This window comes from Sphingopyxis macrogoltabida (genome assembly GCF_001307295.1).
Lineage (GTDB): Bacteria > Pseudomonadota > Alphaproteobacteria > Sphingomonadales > Sphingomonadaceae > Sphingopyxis > Sphingopyxis macrogoltabida_B.
This window is the reverse complement of record NZ_CP012700.1, coordinates 3,855,747-3,870,974: the sequence shown is the minus strand read 5'-3', so window position 1 is coordinate 3,870,974 and position 15,228 is coordinate 3,855,747. Positions and strand designations below refer to the sequence as shown.

Here is a 15,228-nt window from a genome sequence, read left to right as displayed (position 1 = left end):
CGCTCCCTATAGCTATTTCTTATGGCGCTAGCATTGAAAGCCTCGTTTATGAATAGGTCGCACGCATCGCGCCGCTGGTTACCGGCGCTGCTCGCCGCAGGCGCCCTGTTACTCGGCGGCTGCGGCCGCGAGCCCGCCGGCACCGGTGGGCATGAAATCGCCGCGGCGAAGGGATCGACGCTTGCGCGGATTCGCGCGCGCGGAACGCTCAATTGCGCAATTCATACGGGGCAGCTCGGCATGTCCTATCTCGACAAGCGCGGGCGCTGGCAGGGGTTCTTCGTCGACTACTGCCGGGCGCTCGCCGCTGCGGTCCTCGGCGATGCCCGCAAGGTCCGGTTCATGCCGGTCGCCTCGAACAAGCGCTTCACGATCGTGCAGACGGGCGAGGCCGACGTCCTGTCGCGGACGACGACATGGACGCTGACGCGCGACACCGACCTCGGGGTGAATTTCGTCGGCACCATGTATTATGACGGGCAGAGCTTCCTGGTGCCCCGGCGATCGGGTGTGCGGCTTCCGACGGATCTCGATGGCGCATCGATCTGCATCACCAAGGGGACGACCTCCGAACTCAACACCGCCGAATATTTCGAGCGCAAGGGGCTGCGTTTCCAGTCGGTCGTGTTCGAGAATCCCGAGGAAGCCAAGCTCGCCTTCTTTGCCGGGCGGTGCGACGCGATGACCACCGATGCCTTCACGCTGACCGTGATCCGTCTCGCCGATACCGCGCATCCGGACGATTATGTTGTGCTGCCCGAACGACTCACCAAGGAGCCGGTAGGTCCCGTCGTGCGCAGCGACGACGAGCAATGGTATGAGATCAACAAATGGGTGCTGAACGCGCTCTTTGCTGCCGAGGAAATGGGGGTCACCCGCGCGAATGCAGCGCGCATGCGCATGGCCTCGCGTGACCCCGAAGTGCGCAAGATGCTCGGCGGCCTGCCCGGATTCGGCAAGTCGCTCGGCCTCGACGATGACTGGGCGTATCGCGCGATCGAGGCGACGGGCAATTATGGCGAAATCTTCGACCGGCACATTACGCCGCTCGGCGTCGAACGCGGACAGAATAAGCTCTATCGGGACGGCGGGCTGATCTACCCGTTGCCGATGCGATGACTCATAAACACAGGCGGCTTGCCATCGCTGCGTTACCCTGGCTGCTGATCGCGGGCGGGCTTGTGGTCGCCTACGGCCTGTTTGCGACATTGGCGGACAATCTCGCGGACCGAAACATCCGGACGGGGTTCGGTTTCCTGTTCGACCGGGCGGGTTTCGCGATTGGCGAAACGCTGATTGCTTACGCGCCGGGCGATTCCTATGCCGCGGCGCTGGCGGTGGGTCTTCTCAACACGCTCCTGATATCGGCGCTCGGCATCATCTTCTCGACCTTGCTCGGCCTCGCGGTCTGCATGGCGCGCCTGTCGTCCAACTGGCTGCTTGCGAGGCTCTCCGGCCTTTATATCGAGCTGGTTCGCAATATTCCGCTGCTGCTCCAGATGTTCGTCTGGTACGCCGCGCTGCTGTTCGGTCTGCCCGGACCCGGCCCGGGCGCCGTCGGACCGTTCGACCTCGATAATCGGGGATTGCACCTCCCCGCGCTCTCCTTGGCCGATCCGGGACGGCCGGTCTTTCTCATCGCGATCGTCGCCTGTGCGATCCTGCTGGGTGCCGTGCGGCGAGGAGCCGTTCGCACGCGCACTGCGCTGGCCTTCGCCGGCATCTCCCTGGTGCCGCTCTTGCTGTGGGGCGGGATCGATCTGCCGCGGGCGGGGCGCTTCGGAACCGTCGGCGGATTGTCGCTCTCCACGGAGTTTCTGACGCTGGTCGCCAGCCTTTCGGTCTATGCCTCGGCCTATCTGGCCGAGATATTCCGCGGCGCGATCCTCGCCGTTCCCGCAGGGCAGAGCGAGGCCGCCAAAGCGCTCGGCCTGTCGCCCGCGCAAACAATGGGACGGATCGTGATGCCGCAAGCGCTGCGCATCGCCATACCGCCGATGACGAGCTGGCATCTCAACACGATCAAGAACAGCTCCCTGGGGGTCGCGATCGGATATCCCGAATTTGTCTCGGTGGTCGATACCGTCATCAGTCAGACAGGGCAGGCGATCGAGGGCGTCGGCCTGATCGTCGCGACCTTCCTGCTGCTTTCGCTATCCTTGTCGTTCGTCACCGGCCTCTATGCCCGCCAGTTGGGCTGGAGCGTCGCCGGGCAGCCCGGCCGGAGCATCCAGTCGGCGCCCCTCGAACCCTTTCCGCTGCGCTCGGCGACCGCCTGGCCGTCGTGGATACGGCGCAATCTGTTCAGAGGAGGACGCCAGTCGATACTCACCATCGCGATCCTCGCCATGACCGCGGCTTTCGCCGGCAAGGGGCTCTCGTGGCTGCTGTTCGACGCGACCTTCGCCGGGGGCGCGGCCGATTGCCGTTTGGCCAGCGGTGCTTGCTGGCCATTCCTCCGCGAAAATGCGCGGCTGATATTGTTTGGCACCTATCCCGAAGCCGAGCAGTGGCGGTCCGCAGCAGCGGCGGCCGCGCTGCTTTCATGCCTTGCCTTCTCCTTCGTCCCGCGATTCTGGCGCAGCCGCCTCGGGCTTGTCTGGCTCGGCGCAATCGCCGTGGCGGTACTTCTGCTACGAGGAGGATTCGCGGGCCTTTCCTATGTCCCGATGGAGAAGTGGAGCGGCCTGCCGGTCACATTGCTGCTCGCGAGCCTTGCGGTGGTCGGCGCTTTTCCATTGGCTATACTCCTCGCGTTCGGCCGCAGGTCGGCGCGGCGCGGCATTCGCTGGCCGAGCGTCGCCTTCATCGAGCTGGTTCGCGGAACGCCGCTGATCGGAGTGCTCTTCCTCGCTGCGGTCCTGTTCCCGCTGTTCGTGCCCTCCTATCTCTCGATCGACAGCCTGCCGCGCGTCCAGCTCGCGCTCATATTCTTCACTGCCGCCTATATGGCCGAGGTCATCCGGGGCGGCCTGCTGGCGGTTCCCGTCGGGCAAGCCGAGGCCGCGCATGCTCTTGGCCTCACCAAATGGCAGGCGCGGCGCCATATCCTGTTGCCGCAGGCGCTGAAAGTCAGCGTGCCGGGGCTGGTCAACACTTCGATCAGCGAGGTCAAGAACACGACGCTCGTCCTCATCGTCGGCGTCTTCGATTTGTTGCAGACGACCCGCCTCTCCTACGTCGAGGCGCAATGGCGACCCTATTTCGCCGAAGCCTATCTTTTTACCGGGACAATCTTTTTCCTCCTCTGTTTCTCCCTGTCCCGGCTCAGCATGAAGATCGAACGGAAACTAAACTATGCAGGATAATCACGACAGAAAATGGCCCGGGGAGCCGGCAAGCCCGAAAGGGCGCGCCTGGCAGGATCCGACGCGTGCCGTGCACGGCGGTCCCCGTCCGTGCGATCAGCGGGGCCTCATCAATCCGCCCGTCGACCGGGCCTCCACCATTATCTACGACAGCGTCGAGGCCTATATGGACCGGCACCAGGGTCTCTACGATGAGGTCATCTATGGCCTGTACGGAACGCGAACGACCTTTGCGCTCGCCGAGGCTGTCAGCGAACTTGAAGGCGGCTGCGCGACCGTCATCACCTCGTCCGGAACCAGCGCAATCGCGCTAGCCCTCACGGCTTTCGTGGCCGGGGGCGACCATCTGCTCGTCGCGGACTGCGTCTATGGGCCGACCCGCAAGTTTCTGACCGACGTTCTCGCGCGTTTCGGGGTCGAGGTGGAATATTTCCGGCCCGATATCGGAGCGGAGATTGCCGGGCTGTGCCGCAGCAACACCCGGCTCATCTATATGGAGACCCCGGGCTCGCAGACATTCGATATGATCGACGTCCCCGCGATCACGGCGGTTGCGCGCAGCCGGGGCATATTGACCGCTCTCGACAACACCTGGGCCACGCCGCTCTTCTTCAAGCCCTTGGCCCATGGCGTCGACATCTCGCTTGCTTCGGCAACCAAATATCTCTCGGGGCACTCCGACTGTCTGCTCGGCACGATGACGGCGGCCAGCGATGCCGTCTACCGCCAGCTCAAGGACGCGGCGGCGCGCTGGGGCAACTGCGCGAGTCCCGACAATTGCTATCTGGTCCACCGGGGCATCAGGACGCTCGATGCGCGCCTTGAACGCCACCAGCGCACCGCAGCGACGCTGATCGAATGGTTCGCCCAGCAACCCGAAGTGGTTGCGGTCCGCTATCCGGCTCATCCCGCCGACCCCGGCCATGCAATCTGGAAGCGGGATTTCACCGGTGCTTCCGGATTGTTCGGTGTTCAGCTCGATGGCCTGACCCCGCCCGAAACCAGCGCCTTTTTCAACGAATTCTCGCTATTCCAGCTCGGTTCGAGCTGGGGCGGCTTCGAAAGTCTCGCGGTTCCGGCGTGGCCCGCTCCGATCCGCGATTTTCCCAATGGCGAGGCAGATGGGGCGCTGATCCGCATTCACGCCGGCCTCGAAGCGCCGCAGGATCTGATCGCCGACCTCGCCGCAGCCTTCGCGCGGGTACGAGCGCTCCGCGGCCGGGGGCAGGCGTCATGACCGACGCCTCGGGCCACGCGGCCGTCAGCTTGCGGCAGGTCGACAAATATTATGGCGCCTATCATGCCCTCCGCTCGATCGACCTCGAAATCGCCCCGCGCGAGCGGATCGTGATTTGCGGCCCTTCAGGCTCCGGCAAATCGACGCTCATTCGCTGCATGAACAGGCTCGAGGTGCCCGACTCCGGTGCCGTCCTGATCGAGGGAACCAGGATAACCGACGCGTCGCGGGAGGCCGTTGCGGCGCTCCGCGCCGTCGGCATGGTCTTTCAACAGTTCAATCTGTTCCCGCACAAGACGGTGCTGGAGAATTGCACCCTCGCGCCCGTCCTGCTCGGCGGCTTGTCTCTTCCGGAGGCGGAGGCGCGCGCCATATCCTATTTGGACAAGGTGAGGATTGGCGACCAGGCGGGCAAATATCCGGGGCAGCTCTCGGGAGGGCAGCAACAGCGGGCCGCGATAGCCCGCGCTCTGGCGATGGAGCCCCGGATTCTTCTCTTCGACGAGCCGACATCGGCGCTCGATCCCGAGATGATCAAGGAGGTACTCGATGTGATGACGTCCCTTGCCGGCGAAGGACGGACGATGGTGTGCGTGACGCACGAAATGGGATTCGCGCGCGAGGCGGCCGATCGCATGCTTTTCATGGATCAGGGCCAGATCATCGAAGACGCAAGGCCGGCAGATTTTTTCGCCGCGCCGAAAAGCGAGCGCGCACGGACCTTTCTCGAACAGATACTTTCGCATTGAGCGGCTCAAGTCGGTCGCGCCCCCAAGCTGTGCCGACCCACTTAATCATGTCATTTCATAAGCAAGCCGAGGGAGGGGCCCGCCGGCTCCTTGCGCGAAAAGGCTCAGGCCGGAAAAAATTTCAAAATTGATGAGGGGTAGAGCTTTGGGGTGCGTATCTAGTAAGTATCGTGCGCCCGGAATTTACTTCATAACCAATTGATATGATTCAATAAATTCCTATTGACCTGTATATACATTTGATGCTCTCTGAGGGGAATCAGCCAACCATCAGGGGGTTTCGCTATGATGACCAGGACAATTTTGCTCGCCAGCGCCGCAGCGGTCGCGACCTTTGCAACGCCAGCGCTCGCGCAGAGCGATGCTGCGACGCAGTCACCCGCCGCGGAGGATGCTCCGAACGGATCGGACATCGTCGTGACCGGCTCGCGCATTCGTCGCCAGGATCTCGCGGGCGTCGGCCCCGCGACCGTCGTGTCGGCCGAGCAGATCGAGAACACCGGCGTCGTCAATATCGAGACGGTGCTGCAGCGCCTTCCCGCCAACGCCGGCTTCGCAGGCAACCAGACCTCCGCCTATTGGGCGAACAATGGATATGGCACGGCGCAGGTGAACCTGCGCGGTCTCGGCATCAAGCGCACGCTTGTTCTGCTCAACGGCCGCCGCCTCGTCGCGGGCGGCACCGGCGCGAACTCCTCGCCCGATCTTAACATGATCCCGGTCGCGGCGCTCGCGCGCACCGATGTGCTCAAGGACGGCGCCTCGGCGATCTATGGCGCCGACGCGATGGCGGGCGTGGTCAACCTCGTGACCCGCACTGACTATGAAGGCCTCGGCCTCAGCGTGCGCCAAGGCATCACCGAAAAGGGCGATGGCTCGGACTTCACCGCCGACCTCCTGTGGGGCGTCCGCAACGATCGCGGCGGTTTCATGGCGGCGGTCACCTATCAGAAGACGAGCGCGGTCAATATGGCAACGCGCGCGCCTTGCTCGCTTGCCGAAACCACGCCCGGCATGCTGAGCTGCGTGAACAGCGCCTCGACGATCGGCGGCCGCGCGGTGCTGCCGAACGGCCAGCAGATCAACTTCAATCAGGTGCTGGGCGGTAACGGCAACTTCTTCGAGCCGTACAGCGCTGCCAAGCACAACTTCAACTCGAACCCGTTCCTCAACGCGGTGAGCCCGGTCGAGCGCGTGAGCACGGCGTTTTTCGCCGACTATGACATCACTGACAATATCGAGGCGTTCGGCGAATTCCTTTACACCTTCCGCAAGTCGAATCAGATCGCGACGCCCGGAACGCTGCGCAACCTCTCGATCGCGGCGAGCAATCCCACCAATCCGACGGGGCAGAATATCGTCCTCATCCAGCGCCGCCTCGCCGAGCCCGGCCCGCGCCAATTCTTCCAGGAAACCGATACCTGGCAGGGTACGTTTGGCCTCCGCGGCAAGCTCTCGAACGATTGGGGATGGGAAATCGCGGGCGCCTTCGGCCGCAACACCGCGGTCGATGGTTCGACCAACATCGCCAATCTCGAGCGAGTGGCGAATTCCCTCGATACGACCAAGTGCAGTCTTGCTGCCGGTGCCACGATCCCCTGCGCCGACTATCTCGGGTTCGGCGACCTGACCCCGGAGGTTCTCGACTATATCCTGTTCACGTCGCGCGACCGCGGCGGCAACGAGCTTGCGACGGTCACCGCCGATATCAACGGCGATCTCTTCAAGCTGCCCGCAGGCCCCGTCTCCTTCGCGGCGGGTGTCGTCTATCGCAAGGAAAAGGGTTGGCGCGATCCCGATCCGCTGACGGTGCTCGGTATTGCCAACACCAACCAGCAGGATCCGATCTCCGGAACGAGCACGGCGAAGGAAGCCTATCTCGAACTGTCGGTGCCCGTTCTGGCCGACACACCCTTCTTCCAGTCGCTTACCCTCGACGGCGCGGTTCGCTACTCGAACTACGACCTGTTCGGCAGCGACTGGAACTACAAGGGGAGCGTCGACTGGGTCATCAATGACAGCTTCCGCCTGCGCGGCACCTACGGCACCGGCTTTCGCATTCCGAACGTCCCCGAATTGTTCGGCGGCGTCTCCGAGGGCAATCTGACGACCACCGACCCCTGCTCGCGCTATTCGACCAGCGGCAATGCGACACTGATCGCCAATTGTCAGGCGTCGGGCGTGCCGGCCAATTATGTTCAGCTCGGTACAACGATCCTGACAACGGTCGGCGGCAACGAGAATCTGAAACCCGAAAGCTCGACGACCTGGACCGTCGGGACGGTGATTTCACCGAAGGGACTGGTTCCGGGACTCTCGCTCACTGCCGACTGGTTCGACATCAAGATCAAGGATGCGATCCGTGCTATTCCGGGCTCGACAAAGCTCAGCATTTGTTATGCGAGCCAGAATCTTTCGCATCCCTTCTGCGAAGATTTTACCCGCAGCCCGTTGACCGGCGAGGTTACCTTCCTCTCCGCGCAACCGATCAACACGGGCCGCGAAGAAATGAACGGCCTCGATCTGGGTCTCGTTTACAACAATGACATCGGCAGCGTGAACGTCTCGCTCGACGTCAACGTGACCTATCTCAACAAATATGTGGTCCTGCCTTTCCCCGGCGGCGCGCCGATCGACTTCGACGGCTTTATCGGCGGCGGCAATGGCGGCTATCCGAAATGGCGCGGCTATGGCGTGCTGACCGCTGAAAAGGACGGGGTCAGCGCGACCTGGTCGACCCAGTGGATCGGCAAGGCGACCGACTTCAATGCGGCCCCCGGCGACATCGGCTACAGCACGCCGAATGTCTTCTACCACAATCTCCAGGTCGCTTTCGAAATCGACGAGAAGACCCGGTTCCAGGTCGGTGTCGACAATCTTTTCGATCGCAAGGCGCCCTATATCCAGAGCTTCACCGATGCGAACACCGACACGATGACCTATGACCTGCTCGGACGGCGTTTCTACGTCGGCTTCCGCACCGCGTTCTGAGGGTAATCGATATGGCGATCCGTTGGCCGCTGCTCGTCCGGCGAACGCATAAATGGCTGGCCTTGGTGGTCGGCGTCCAGGCGCTGCTCTGGACGCTGACCGGCTTCTACATGGTGGTCGTGCATATCGACACCATCCATGGCGACCATCTCGTGCGCGCGCCGATGGTTCAGCCCTTCGACCTCGCGGGCCTCGCGCCGCCGTCGCGGATCGTTGCGGCCGCGCCCGGTGCGTCCGAGGTTCGCTTGCAGCGGTTCTTCGATCGCCCCGTCTGGCGCGCTGAAACTCCCGAAGGGGCGCGGCTGTTCGATGCCCGCTCGGGTGCGCCGCTGCCTGCGCTTACCGAGTCCCAGGTCCGCGAGCAGGCGCGGCGCATCTACACCGGCGACGGCAAGATCGTGTCGGTGCGGCTGTTGACCGAAGCGCCACAGGAAATGCAGTCGCGCAAGCCGCCCTATTGGCAGGTCGAGTTCGAGGGCTGGAACCGCCCGACGCTCTATCTGTCGCCGACGACCGGTGAGCTTATCTCGCGCCGCCACGCATTGTGGCGCGTGTTCGACTTCGCGTGGATGCTCCACATCATGGACTATGATGAGCGGACCGACGTCAACAACCCGTTGCTCCGCGTCGCGACCTGGAGCGTCTTCGCGATGGCGATCAGCGGGGCGTGGTTGCTGATCTGGTCCTTCAAACGCCGCAAGAGGAAGCAGGCATGAAACGCATCCGACTGACGCCGCTCTTCTTCCGGCGCATCCACAAATGGGTCGGGCTGATCCTGGGTCTCCAGTTCCTGCTCTGGGCGCTCAGCGGATCGGTGATGGCGCTGCTCGACAAGGATAAGGTCGGCGGGCACGGCGGCGGGATGTCGCATGCGCATCCACTGCCACCGGGGGAATATTTCGACGTGGCGGCCCTGCCGCGCGGCGAACCTGTCACGGGCGTGATCCTTCGCGATCTCGGAACCCGGCCGGTCTATGAAGTGCGCTCCGCAAAAGGCGTCCGTCTCGTCGACGCGACAAGCGGCGAGCACATCCGGGTCGACGAGGCCATGGCGCGCGAAGTCGCCTCCATGATGAACGAGGCGCCGATCCGAGAGGTGAGCGTAATCGCCAAGCCGAACCTCGAATCGCGCGATCATGAGGGGGCGATGTGGCGCGTCGATTTCGCGGACGACGAGAACAGCAGCGCCTATGTCTCGCTCGACACCGCGCGCTTCCTCGTCATGCGCGGCGACACCTGGCGGACGTGGGACTTCTTCTGGATGCTCCACAACATGGATTACATCAACCGGAAGAGCTTCAATCACCCGCTCATCATTTTCGTCGCCTTTGGCGCGCTCTGGCTCTCGGGCACCGGCTTCTATCTGCTGTTCAAGAGCTTCAGCCGCGCCGATTTCCGCTGGCTGCGCCGGCGCCGCAAACCGGTGGTCGTCACGCGCACCAGCTGAGCGGCGTCAATCGTCGATCGAGAAGGCCGCCGACAGCTCGAATCGCGATCCGGGATGCGTCAGCCAGGCATGGCTGACGAGGCGCGAATGGCTCCACGTCCGCCGCGTCATCCGCAACACGGGTTCGCCGTCCGAGAGCCCCAGCATGCTGTGGGTGTGCGCGTCGGGCATCTCGGCGCGAACCCGATGTTCGACGCGCTCGAGCGGCGCCGTCCGCGTCAGATATTCGTTCGGCGTCATCTGGGTGAAGTCGATCTTCCCATAATCGGGAGCCGCCGACGCGAGCACGAAACGCTCCTCGAGCTGGATCGGGAACTCGGCTTCGTGATGAACGATGATCGAGTGGAAAAGCCTCGTGCCGACCGGAACCTCCAGTAGCGCCGCAAGGTCCGCATTGGCGCGTATCTCGTCATTCTGCACGACGCGGGCCCGATAGATGTGACCGCGCTCGCGGATCTCTTCGGCGATATTGCGAATTTCGATCATCTGGCCGATCGGCTTGGGCTCGGCGATGAACGATCCGCTACCCGCGCGGCGTACAAGAACGCCTGCCGCCTGTAGTTCGCGAAGCGCCCGATTGGCGGTCATCCGTGACACGTCGAATTGTTGGACTAGCTCTGCTTCCGATGGAACCCGGTCGCCCGGCTTAAGAAGTCCGTCGCGAACGGCATCGCAAATGCTCTGCTTGATGGCGGCATAGCGAGGCGGAGACTTGTCATTTTCGTCATCGGAGTTGCCGGGCCGGGCGGCCGCAGATCCATTCGAGAGTTTTGATCCGCGTCCGGGGGTGCGAGTGGTAACATCCATAACCCGTCTATACAGGTTGCTGCTCGCAGAAGCCAAGCATGCTGTTTGCGACCTGCGCCGGTTTCAGAAGCTGATGGTGGCATTGAAGGAATTATACAGCGTGTTGCCCCCGGCCGGTGCATTGGGCGCGTTTCGGAGAAACCGGCCCTTGCCGAGAAACAGGCCGCTCCATTCGAGGCGGAGGCGCTTCGGTACGAGCCAGTAGCGCAGGCGCGCTTCGACCTGGTGTCCCGCGAAGCGGCCGGAGGCGCCGGATGGATCGCGAACGCCGGTCGTCGAAAAACTGTCGAACCGCGAGGCCAGCCAGAGCGGCCGGTAGGCCGCAAAGGCATCGAGGCGCCTTGACGGTATTGTTTCGATACGGATCGCCGGGGACAGAAGATTGGCCCGTCCGACCGCATTATAGAGGCCCGCTGGCGCGAGTTCCGCGCGGCGCATGCCGAACAAGGTATCGAAGCGGCCGAAATCGCCTCCCCGGCCGTCGCCGCTCGCATAGTCGAATTCGAGCGATAGGCGCGGCGACCAAGGGTGGCGGAAGCTGTAACCCGCCTCGAGATGCGTGAACCACGCCGACACATCGGACTTGGCTGCCGAGGGAGCGAGGCTGCTGCTGATCGTACCGAACTGGTAGAAAGTCTCGCTCTCATAATCGAACCGGCCCGGCGCGGGATCGCGATAGGCGCGCAGTCCGATCGTTTCGAGCGAACGGTCGCGCGTCGGCCGCTGCGGCGCGTCGCGCTCGCCGAGATGGAAGTAGGAAATCTCGACCGAGCCGCGCGACCCGCCGAGCTTCTTCGTCGCGAGGCCGCCCCAGAGTTGCAGGTCAAAGCTCTCCTTGTCGAACTTGACCCGGTTGGCGTCGAGCGACGCGCGGTCGTCGGGCAGCCGCACCTGCGGAAGCGTATAGATAAAGGTCGCCGCGACACCTCCGCGCAGCGCCAGGTCGGCGCGGAGACCCGTATAGCCGCTGGTCGTATTGCGATAATCGTCCGCGGCCACCAGCCGCCGCGATCCCAGGTTCAGCGTGAAGCGGCCGGCCTGGAGATCGAGCTTCGTGCCTGCACCGAAGGCATCGCGCGCCTCATAGCCGACATAGGCCTGGACCAGTTCGAACGCGTTGACTTCGCCCGTCGTCACCGGGGTTCCCGCCTCGCTCCCATAGACGCGGCTGTCGTAGAGTTCGGCGCCCAAGCGAAATCCGTCGCTGCGATATTCGCCGCCGACGATCGTGCGGACATTGAGCAGGTCGTCCTTCTCGTCGAATCCCGTCCGCGCCTGTCCTTGGATCATTTCATAGCGCAGGCGCATGCTGCCCGTGATGGTCAGGCCATCTTCGGCGAGAGCGGGTGCGGGCAGGGCGAGTAAAGTCGCGGCAAGATACAGCCTCAAGCAAACCTCCTGATCCCCGAAATCGAGGACGAACAGGCAACGCTTGAGCGCCGGGACGCTTTACCGGGAGGTTGCGCGGCCCCGGTAATCCGCCTCTAGATCGGAGGCGCCCCTGGTGCAAGATCGCTTCGGTGCCGACCTGGGCTGGACGTGGTCCCGGGCTCAGGCTCCCGGCAGCCCCGCCAATCGCGCCGGCGTCACGACGGGTTCGGCGCGGTCCTTGCGTTCCGAATAGCGGTCGACAAGCTGCGTGGCATGGCCGCGCGTCAGCACGGTGAAGCACACAAGTTCCTCCGCAACGTCGACGATCCGGTCGTAATAGCTCGACGGGAGCATCCGGCCCGCCTCGTCGAACTCGGCATAAGCCTTGGCGACGCTCGACTGGTTGGGGATGGTGATCATCCGCATCCAGCGGCCGAGGATGCGGAGCGTATTGACGCTGTTGAACGATTGCGACCCCGCCGACACCTGCATCACCGCGAGGGTGCGGCCCTGTGTCGGGCGTAGCCCTTTGTATGCGAGCGGCAGGTGATCGACCTGCGCCTTCATGATGCCGGTGATCTGGCCATGCCGTTCGGGGCTGCACCAGACCTGGCCCTCGGACCAGAGCGAATGCTGGCGCAGTTCCTCGACGGCCGGGTGGTCGTCGTCGGCGATCAAATCGGGCAGCGGCAGGTCCGACGGATCGAAGATGCGCGTCTCGCAGCCGAAGAGCTGGAGCAGGCGCGCGGTCTCTTCGACGACGAGCCGCGAATAGGAGCGTTCGCGCAAGCTGCCGTAGAGCAGCAGGATGCGCGGCGCTGGGTCGAGCGGGCCGAGGCCGAGCGCGGGCTGCGAGCGGATATATTCCGCGCTGAGCGCCGGAAGATGGGTGGGATCGGCGAGCGCGCGCAGGCGCGAAAAGGTGGGGGAAGCCATGACAATCAGTCTTTCGCGGGGGTGGATGCCGGGAACCAGCGGCGTCCGAACCAGAAGGCGACGCTCACCAGCAGGATGAGCACGGGAACTTCGACGAGCGGGCCGATGACGGCGGCGAAGGCGACCGGCGAGGCGAGCCCGAAGGCGGCAATCGCAACCGCGATCGCAAGCTCGAAATTATTTCCGGCGGCGGTGAAGGCGACCGCGGTCGTGCGCGGATAATCGGCCTCGATCAGCTTGCCCATCCAGAAGCTGATGACGAACTGCACGACGAAATAGATGGTCAGCGGGACGGCGATGCGCACGACGTCGCCGGGAATGGTGACGATCTCACCGCCCTTGAGGCTGAACATTGCGACGATCGTGAAGAGCAGCGCGACAAGCGTGATCGGCGCGATGCGCGGGAGGAAGCGCGTCTCATACCATTCGTTGCCCTTGGCGTCTGCGAGCCACTTGCGAGTGAGATAGCCCGCCGCAAAGGGAACGCCGAGATAAATGAGGACGGCTTCGGCGACGGTCCAGAAGCTTACGTCGATAACGCTGCCTTCGAGACCGAACAGCGGCGGCAATATCGTCAGGAAGAACCAGGCATAGATGCTGAAGAACAGGATCTGGAAGATCGAGTTGAACGCCACCAGTGCCGCGACATATTGATTGTCGCCCTTCGCGAGCTGGTTCCAGACGATCACCATCGCGATGCAGCGCGCGAGGCCGATCAGGATCAGCCCGGTCATATATTCGGGCTTGTCTGACAGGAAGATCACCGCGAGCGCGAACATCAGCACGGGACCGATGATCCAGTTCTGGATGAGCGAGATGGCGAGCACCCTTTTGTCCTCGAACACGCGCGGCAATTCCTCGTAGCGGACGCGCGCGAGCGGCGGATACATCATCAGGATAAGGCCGATCGCGATCGGGATGTTGGTCGAGCCCCACGAGAGGGCATCGATCGCGGCGGGCAGGCCGGTGAACACCGAACCGAGCAACACGCCGAGCGCCATCGCGAGGAAGATCCAGAGCGTCAGGTAGCGATCAAGGAACGACAGGCGTTCGCGTTTTGCCGCAGTCATGATGCTGTCCTCAGGCCTGAGCGCGATTGCCGCCGGCGTCGACGACCTGTTCGCCATCTTCCTTTGTGAAGGCGCCAAGCTGCCGTGCGGGCAGGATGTCGAGCACGGCTTCGGAGGGACGGCAGAGCTTGACTCCGAGCCGCGAGACGACGAGCGGGCGGTTAATGAGGATCGGATGCGCCATCATCGCATCGACGAGTGCGCGGTCGGTAAGGCTTTCGTCGCCGAGACCGAGCTCCGCATAGGGCGTCCCTTTCTCGCGGAGCAGCTCGCGCGGTGTGATCCCGGCGCGCTCGATTAATTGCTCGAGCAAGGCACGGGACGGCGGCGTCTTCAGATATTCGACGACATGCGGTTCGATCCCGGCATTGCGAATCATCGCGAGGGTGTTGCGGGAGGTCCCGCAGGCGGGGTTATGGTAGATGACGATGTCGGTCATAGCGCGCGTTCCTTCAGCAGCAGGCGAGTTCTGCGAGCAGCGGCTCGCACAGCTCCGCCCGGCCTTGGCAGCAGTCCTTCGCCAGGAAGAGCATCAGGCCGCGAAGCGCGTCGATATCCGCGCGCTGGATAATTTGACGCCCGCGCTTCTCGGATATCACGAGGCCGGCTTTGGCGAGCACCGCGAGATGGGTGGAGAAGGTACTCTGGGTGAGTCCCGACGCTTCGACAAGTTGACCCGTCGACAGGCCGTCGGGCTCATGTTTGACGAGCAGGCGAAAGGCATCGAGGCGTGTCGGGTGTCCCAGCGCGGCGAGAATGGACAAGGCGGAATCGGTTTGCATGCATCGGAATTATCCGATGGAATCGCATCCGTCAATTCCAATCGGGAATATCCGATTAGTTGGTCCGCTTGCGCGATCGGGCTATAGCCTCGTCATGGGTCGCGAACAGCAGAGCGAGATCGCCTTTCGGATCGTCATCGAACAGCCGGTGCCTGGCGTGCTTCACAGCTTGCAAGGCAAGGACGACGGGCCGCTCGATCCCAAAGCGTCCCGCATGGGTGAAGCCTTGGCCTTCGATTTCTCCGTGCGCGTCGGCCCGGGTCCCAAATTCTTCGGCGACCAGGTGCGGCGCGAGGGGCCGGAGCGCCGGTTCGTCTATATTCGTGTCGGGCAAATGGCGGGTGACGCGGCTTCGCCTTGGTCGCGGCGGATGAAGATCGACATACATGATATCGATCAGGAGCTGCTCGACGCGGCCGCGAAGGATATGCGGCCCATCGAGATTGCGATCATTGGCACGGGTAAGGATGGCACGCCCGCGTGCGCGACGGTGCGTCCGACGATGCGGCGCATCGCCTAGCAGAGCTCGT

The 15,228-nt window shown here is 63.6% G+C and carries 14 protein-coding genes; 8 read left to right on the top strand and 6 right to left on the bottom strand.

The genetic code is table 11. From position 1 onward, the window contains the following. Positions 1-48: 48 nt before the first annotated feature. The 7 genes from AN936_RS18035 to AN936_RS18005 all read left to right on the top strand — a co-directional run bounded on the left by AN936_RS18035 (position 49) and on the right by AN936_RS18005 (position 9,732). Positions 49-1,119 (top strand): amino acid ABC transporter substrate-binding protein, encoded by a 1,071-nt coding sequence (locus tag AN936_RS18035; RefSeq protein ID WP_003046368.1) that lies wholly within the window; start codon positions 49-51, stop codon positions 1,117-1,119. Continuing rightward, entirely contained in the window at positions 1,116-3,308 is a 2,193-nt protein-coding gene (locus AN936_RS18030) for an ABC transporter permease subunit (RefSeq protein ID WP_223181174.1), read from the top strand. Before AN936_RS18035 ends, AN936_RS18030 begins: the two co-directional genes overlap by 4 nt. Next, positions 3,298-4,545: a cystathionine beta-lyase gene (gene metC / locus AN936_RS18025; RefSeq protein WP_053555647.1), complete on the top strand. Its 1,248-nt coding sequence runs from the start codon at positions 3,298-3,300 to the stop codon at positions 4,543-4,545. The genes AN936_RS18030 and metC overlap by 11 nt, the downstream gene beginning before the upstream one ends. After that, the gene (locus AN936_RS18020; RefSeq protein ID WP_039578994.1) at positions 4,542-5,294 is read left to right on the top strand and encodes an amino acid ABC transporter ATP-binding protein; all 753 of its coding nucleotides are present in this window, start codon (positions 4,542-4,544) and stop codon (positions 5,292-5,294) included. Before metC ends, AN936_RS18020 begins: the two co-directional genes overlap by 4 nt. A 285-nt stretch (positions 5,295-5,579) precedes the next feature. Then, entirely contained in the window at positions 5,580-8,285 is a 2,706-nt protein-coding gene (locus tag AN936_RS18015; RefSeq protein ID WP_037553305.1) for a TonB-dependent receptor domain-containing protein, read from the top strand. Positions 8,286-8,296: 11 nt separating this feature from the next. Beyond that, on the top strand, positions 8,297-9,001 hold the full coding sequence (locus AN936_RS18010) for a PepSY domain-containing protein (protein ID WP_011542692.1): 705 nt from the start codon (positions 8,297-8,299) through the stop codon (positions 8,999-9,001). Next, positions 8,998-9,732, top strand: a complete 735-nt coding sequence (locus tag AN936_RS18005) for a PepSY domain-containing protein (RefSeq protein ID WP_011542691.1) — start codon at positions 8,998-9,000, stop codon at positions 9,730-9,732. Before AN936_RS18010 ends, AN936_RS18005 begins: the two co-directional genes overlap by 4 nt. 6 nt (positions 9,733-9,738) lie before the next feature. Here AN936_RS18005 and hutC read toward each other — a convergent pair whose 3' ends face one another. From hutC to AN936_RS17975, 6 genes are all read right to left on the bottom strand, one after another. After that, entirely contained in the window at positions 9,739-10,539 is an 801-nt protein-coding gene (gene hutC / locus AN936_RS18000; RefSeq protein WP_011542690.1) for a histidine utilization repressor, read from the bottom strand. Between the two features lie 63 nt (positions 10,540-10,602). Beyond that, a complete protein-coding gene (locus AN936_RS17995) occupies positions 10,603-11,928 on the bottom strand; it encodes an alginate export family protein (RefSeq protein WP_011542689.1) in 1,326 nt (441 codons plus the stop codon). A gap of 162 nt (positions 11,929-12,090) precedes the next feature. After that, entirely contained in the window at positions 12,091-12,846 is a 756-nt protein-coding gene (gene arsH / locus AN936_RS17990) for an arsenical resistance protein ArsH (RefSeq protein ID WP_011542688.1), read from the bottom strand. 5 nt (positions 12,847-12,851) lie between these two features. Then, positions 12,852-13,916: an ACR3 family arsenite efflux transporter gene (arsB, locus tag AN936_RS17985; RefSeq protein ID WP_054590406.1), complete on the bottom strand. Its 1,065-nt coding sequence runs from the start codon at positions 13,914-13,916 to the stop codon at positions 12,852-12,854. 10 nt (positions 13,917-13,926) lie between these two features. After that, positions 13,927-14,355 carry an arsenate reductase (glutaredoxin) gene (arsC, locus tag AN936_RS17980; protein WP_054589300.1) on the bottom strand — a complete coding sequence of 143 codons (429 nt, stop codon included), beginning with the start codon at positions 14,353-14,355 and terminating at the stop codon, positions 13,927-13,929. Between the two features lie 13 nt (positions 14,356-14,368). Further along, positions 14,369-14,698, bottom strand: coding sequence for an ArsR/SmtB family transcription factor (locus AN936_RS17975; RefSeq protein WP_011542685.1), 330 nt, complete (start codon positions 14,696-14,698; stop codon positions 14,369-14,371). Positions 14,699-14,792: 94 nt separating this feature from the next. Here AN936_RS17975 and AN936_RS17970 point away from each other — a divergent pair, with 94 nt between their 5' ends. Further along, a complete protein-coding gene (locus AN936_RS17970; RefSeq protein WP_011542684.1) occupies positions 14,793-15,218 on the top strand; it encodes a DUF5990 family protein in 426 nt (141 codons plus the stop codon). Positions 15,219-15,228: the final 10 nt, after the last annotated feature.

Bases quoted from the DNA above. Each gene is read 5' to 3' on its own strand.
- AN936_RS18035 (WP_003046368.1), top strand. From the start codon at position 49: ATGAATAGGTCGCACGCATCGCGCCGCTGGTTACCGGCGCTGCTCGCC.
- AN936_RS18030 (WP_223181174.1), top strand. From the start codon at position 1,116: ATGACTCATAAACACAGGCGGCTTGCCATCGCTGCGTTACCCTGGCTG.
- metC (WP_053555647.1), top strand. From the start codon at position 3,298: ATGCAGGATAATCACGACAGAAAATGGCCCGGGGAGCCGGCAAGCCCG.
- AN936_RS18020 (WP_039578994.1), top strand. From the start codon at position 4,542: ATGACCGACGCCTCGGGCCACGCGGCCGTCAGCTTGCGGCAGGTCGAC.
- AN936_RS18015 (WP_037553305.1), top strand. From the start codon at position 5,580: ATGATGACCAGGACAATTTTGCTCGCCAGCGCCGCAGCGGTCGCGACC.
- AN936_RS18010 (WP_011542692.1), top strand. From the start codon at position 8,297: ATGGCGATCCGTTGGCCGCTGCTCGTCCGGCGAACGCATAAATGGCTG.
- AN936_RS18005 (WP_011542691.1), top strand. From the start codon at position 8,998: ATGAAACGCATCCGACTGACGCCGCTCTTCTTCCGGCGCATCCACAAA.
- hutC (WP_011542690.1), bottom strand. From the start codon at position 10,539: ATGGATGTTACCACTCGCACCCCCGGACGCGGATCAAAACTCTCGAAT.
- arsH (WP_011542688.1), bottom strand. From the start codon at position 12,846: ATGGCTTCCCCCACCTTTTCGCGCCTGCGCGCGCTCGCCGATCCCACC.
- arsB (WP_054590406.1), bottom strand. From the start codon at position 13,916: ATGACTGCGGCAAAACGCGAACGCCTGTCGTTCCTTGATCGCTACCTG.
- arsC (WP_054589300.1), bottom strand. From the start codon at position 14,355: ATGACCGACATCGTCATCTACCATAACCCCGCCTGCGGGACCTCCCGC.
- AN936_RS17975 (WP_011542685.1), bottom strand. From the start codon at position 14,698: ATGCAAACCGATTCCGCCTTGTCCATTCTCGCCGCGCTGGGACACCCG.
- AN936_RS17970 (WP_011542684.1), top strand. From the start codon at position 14,793: ATGGGTCGCGAACAGCAGAGCGAGATCGCCTTTCGGATCGTCATCGAA.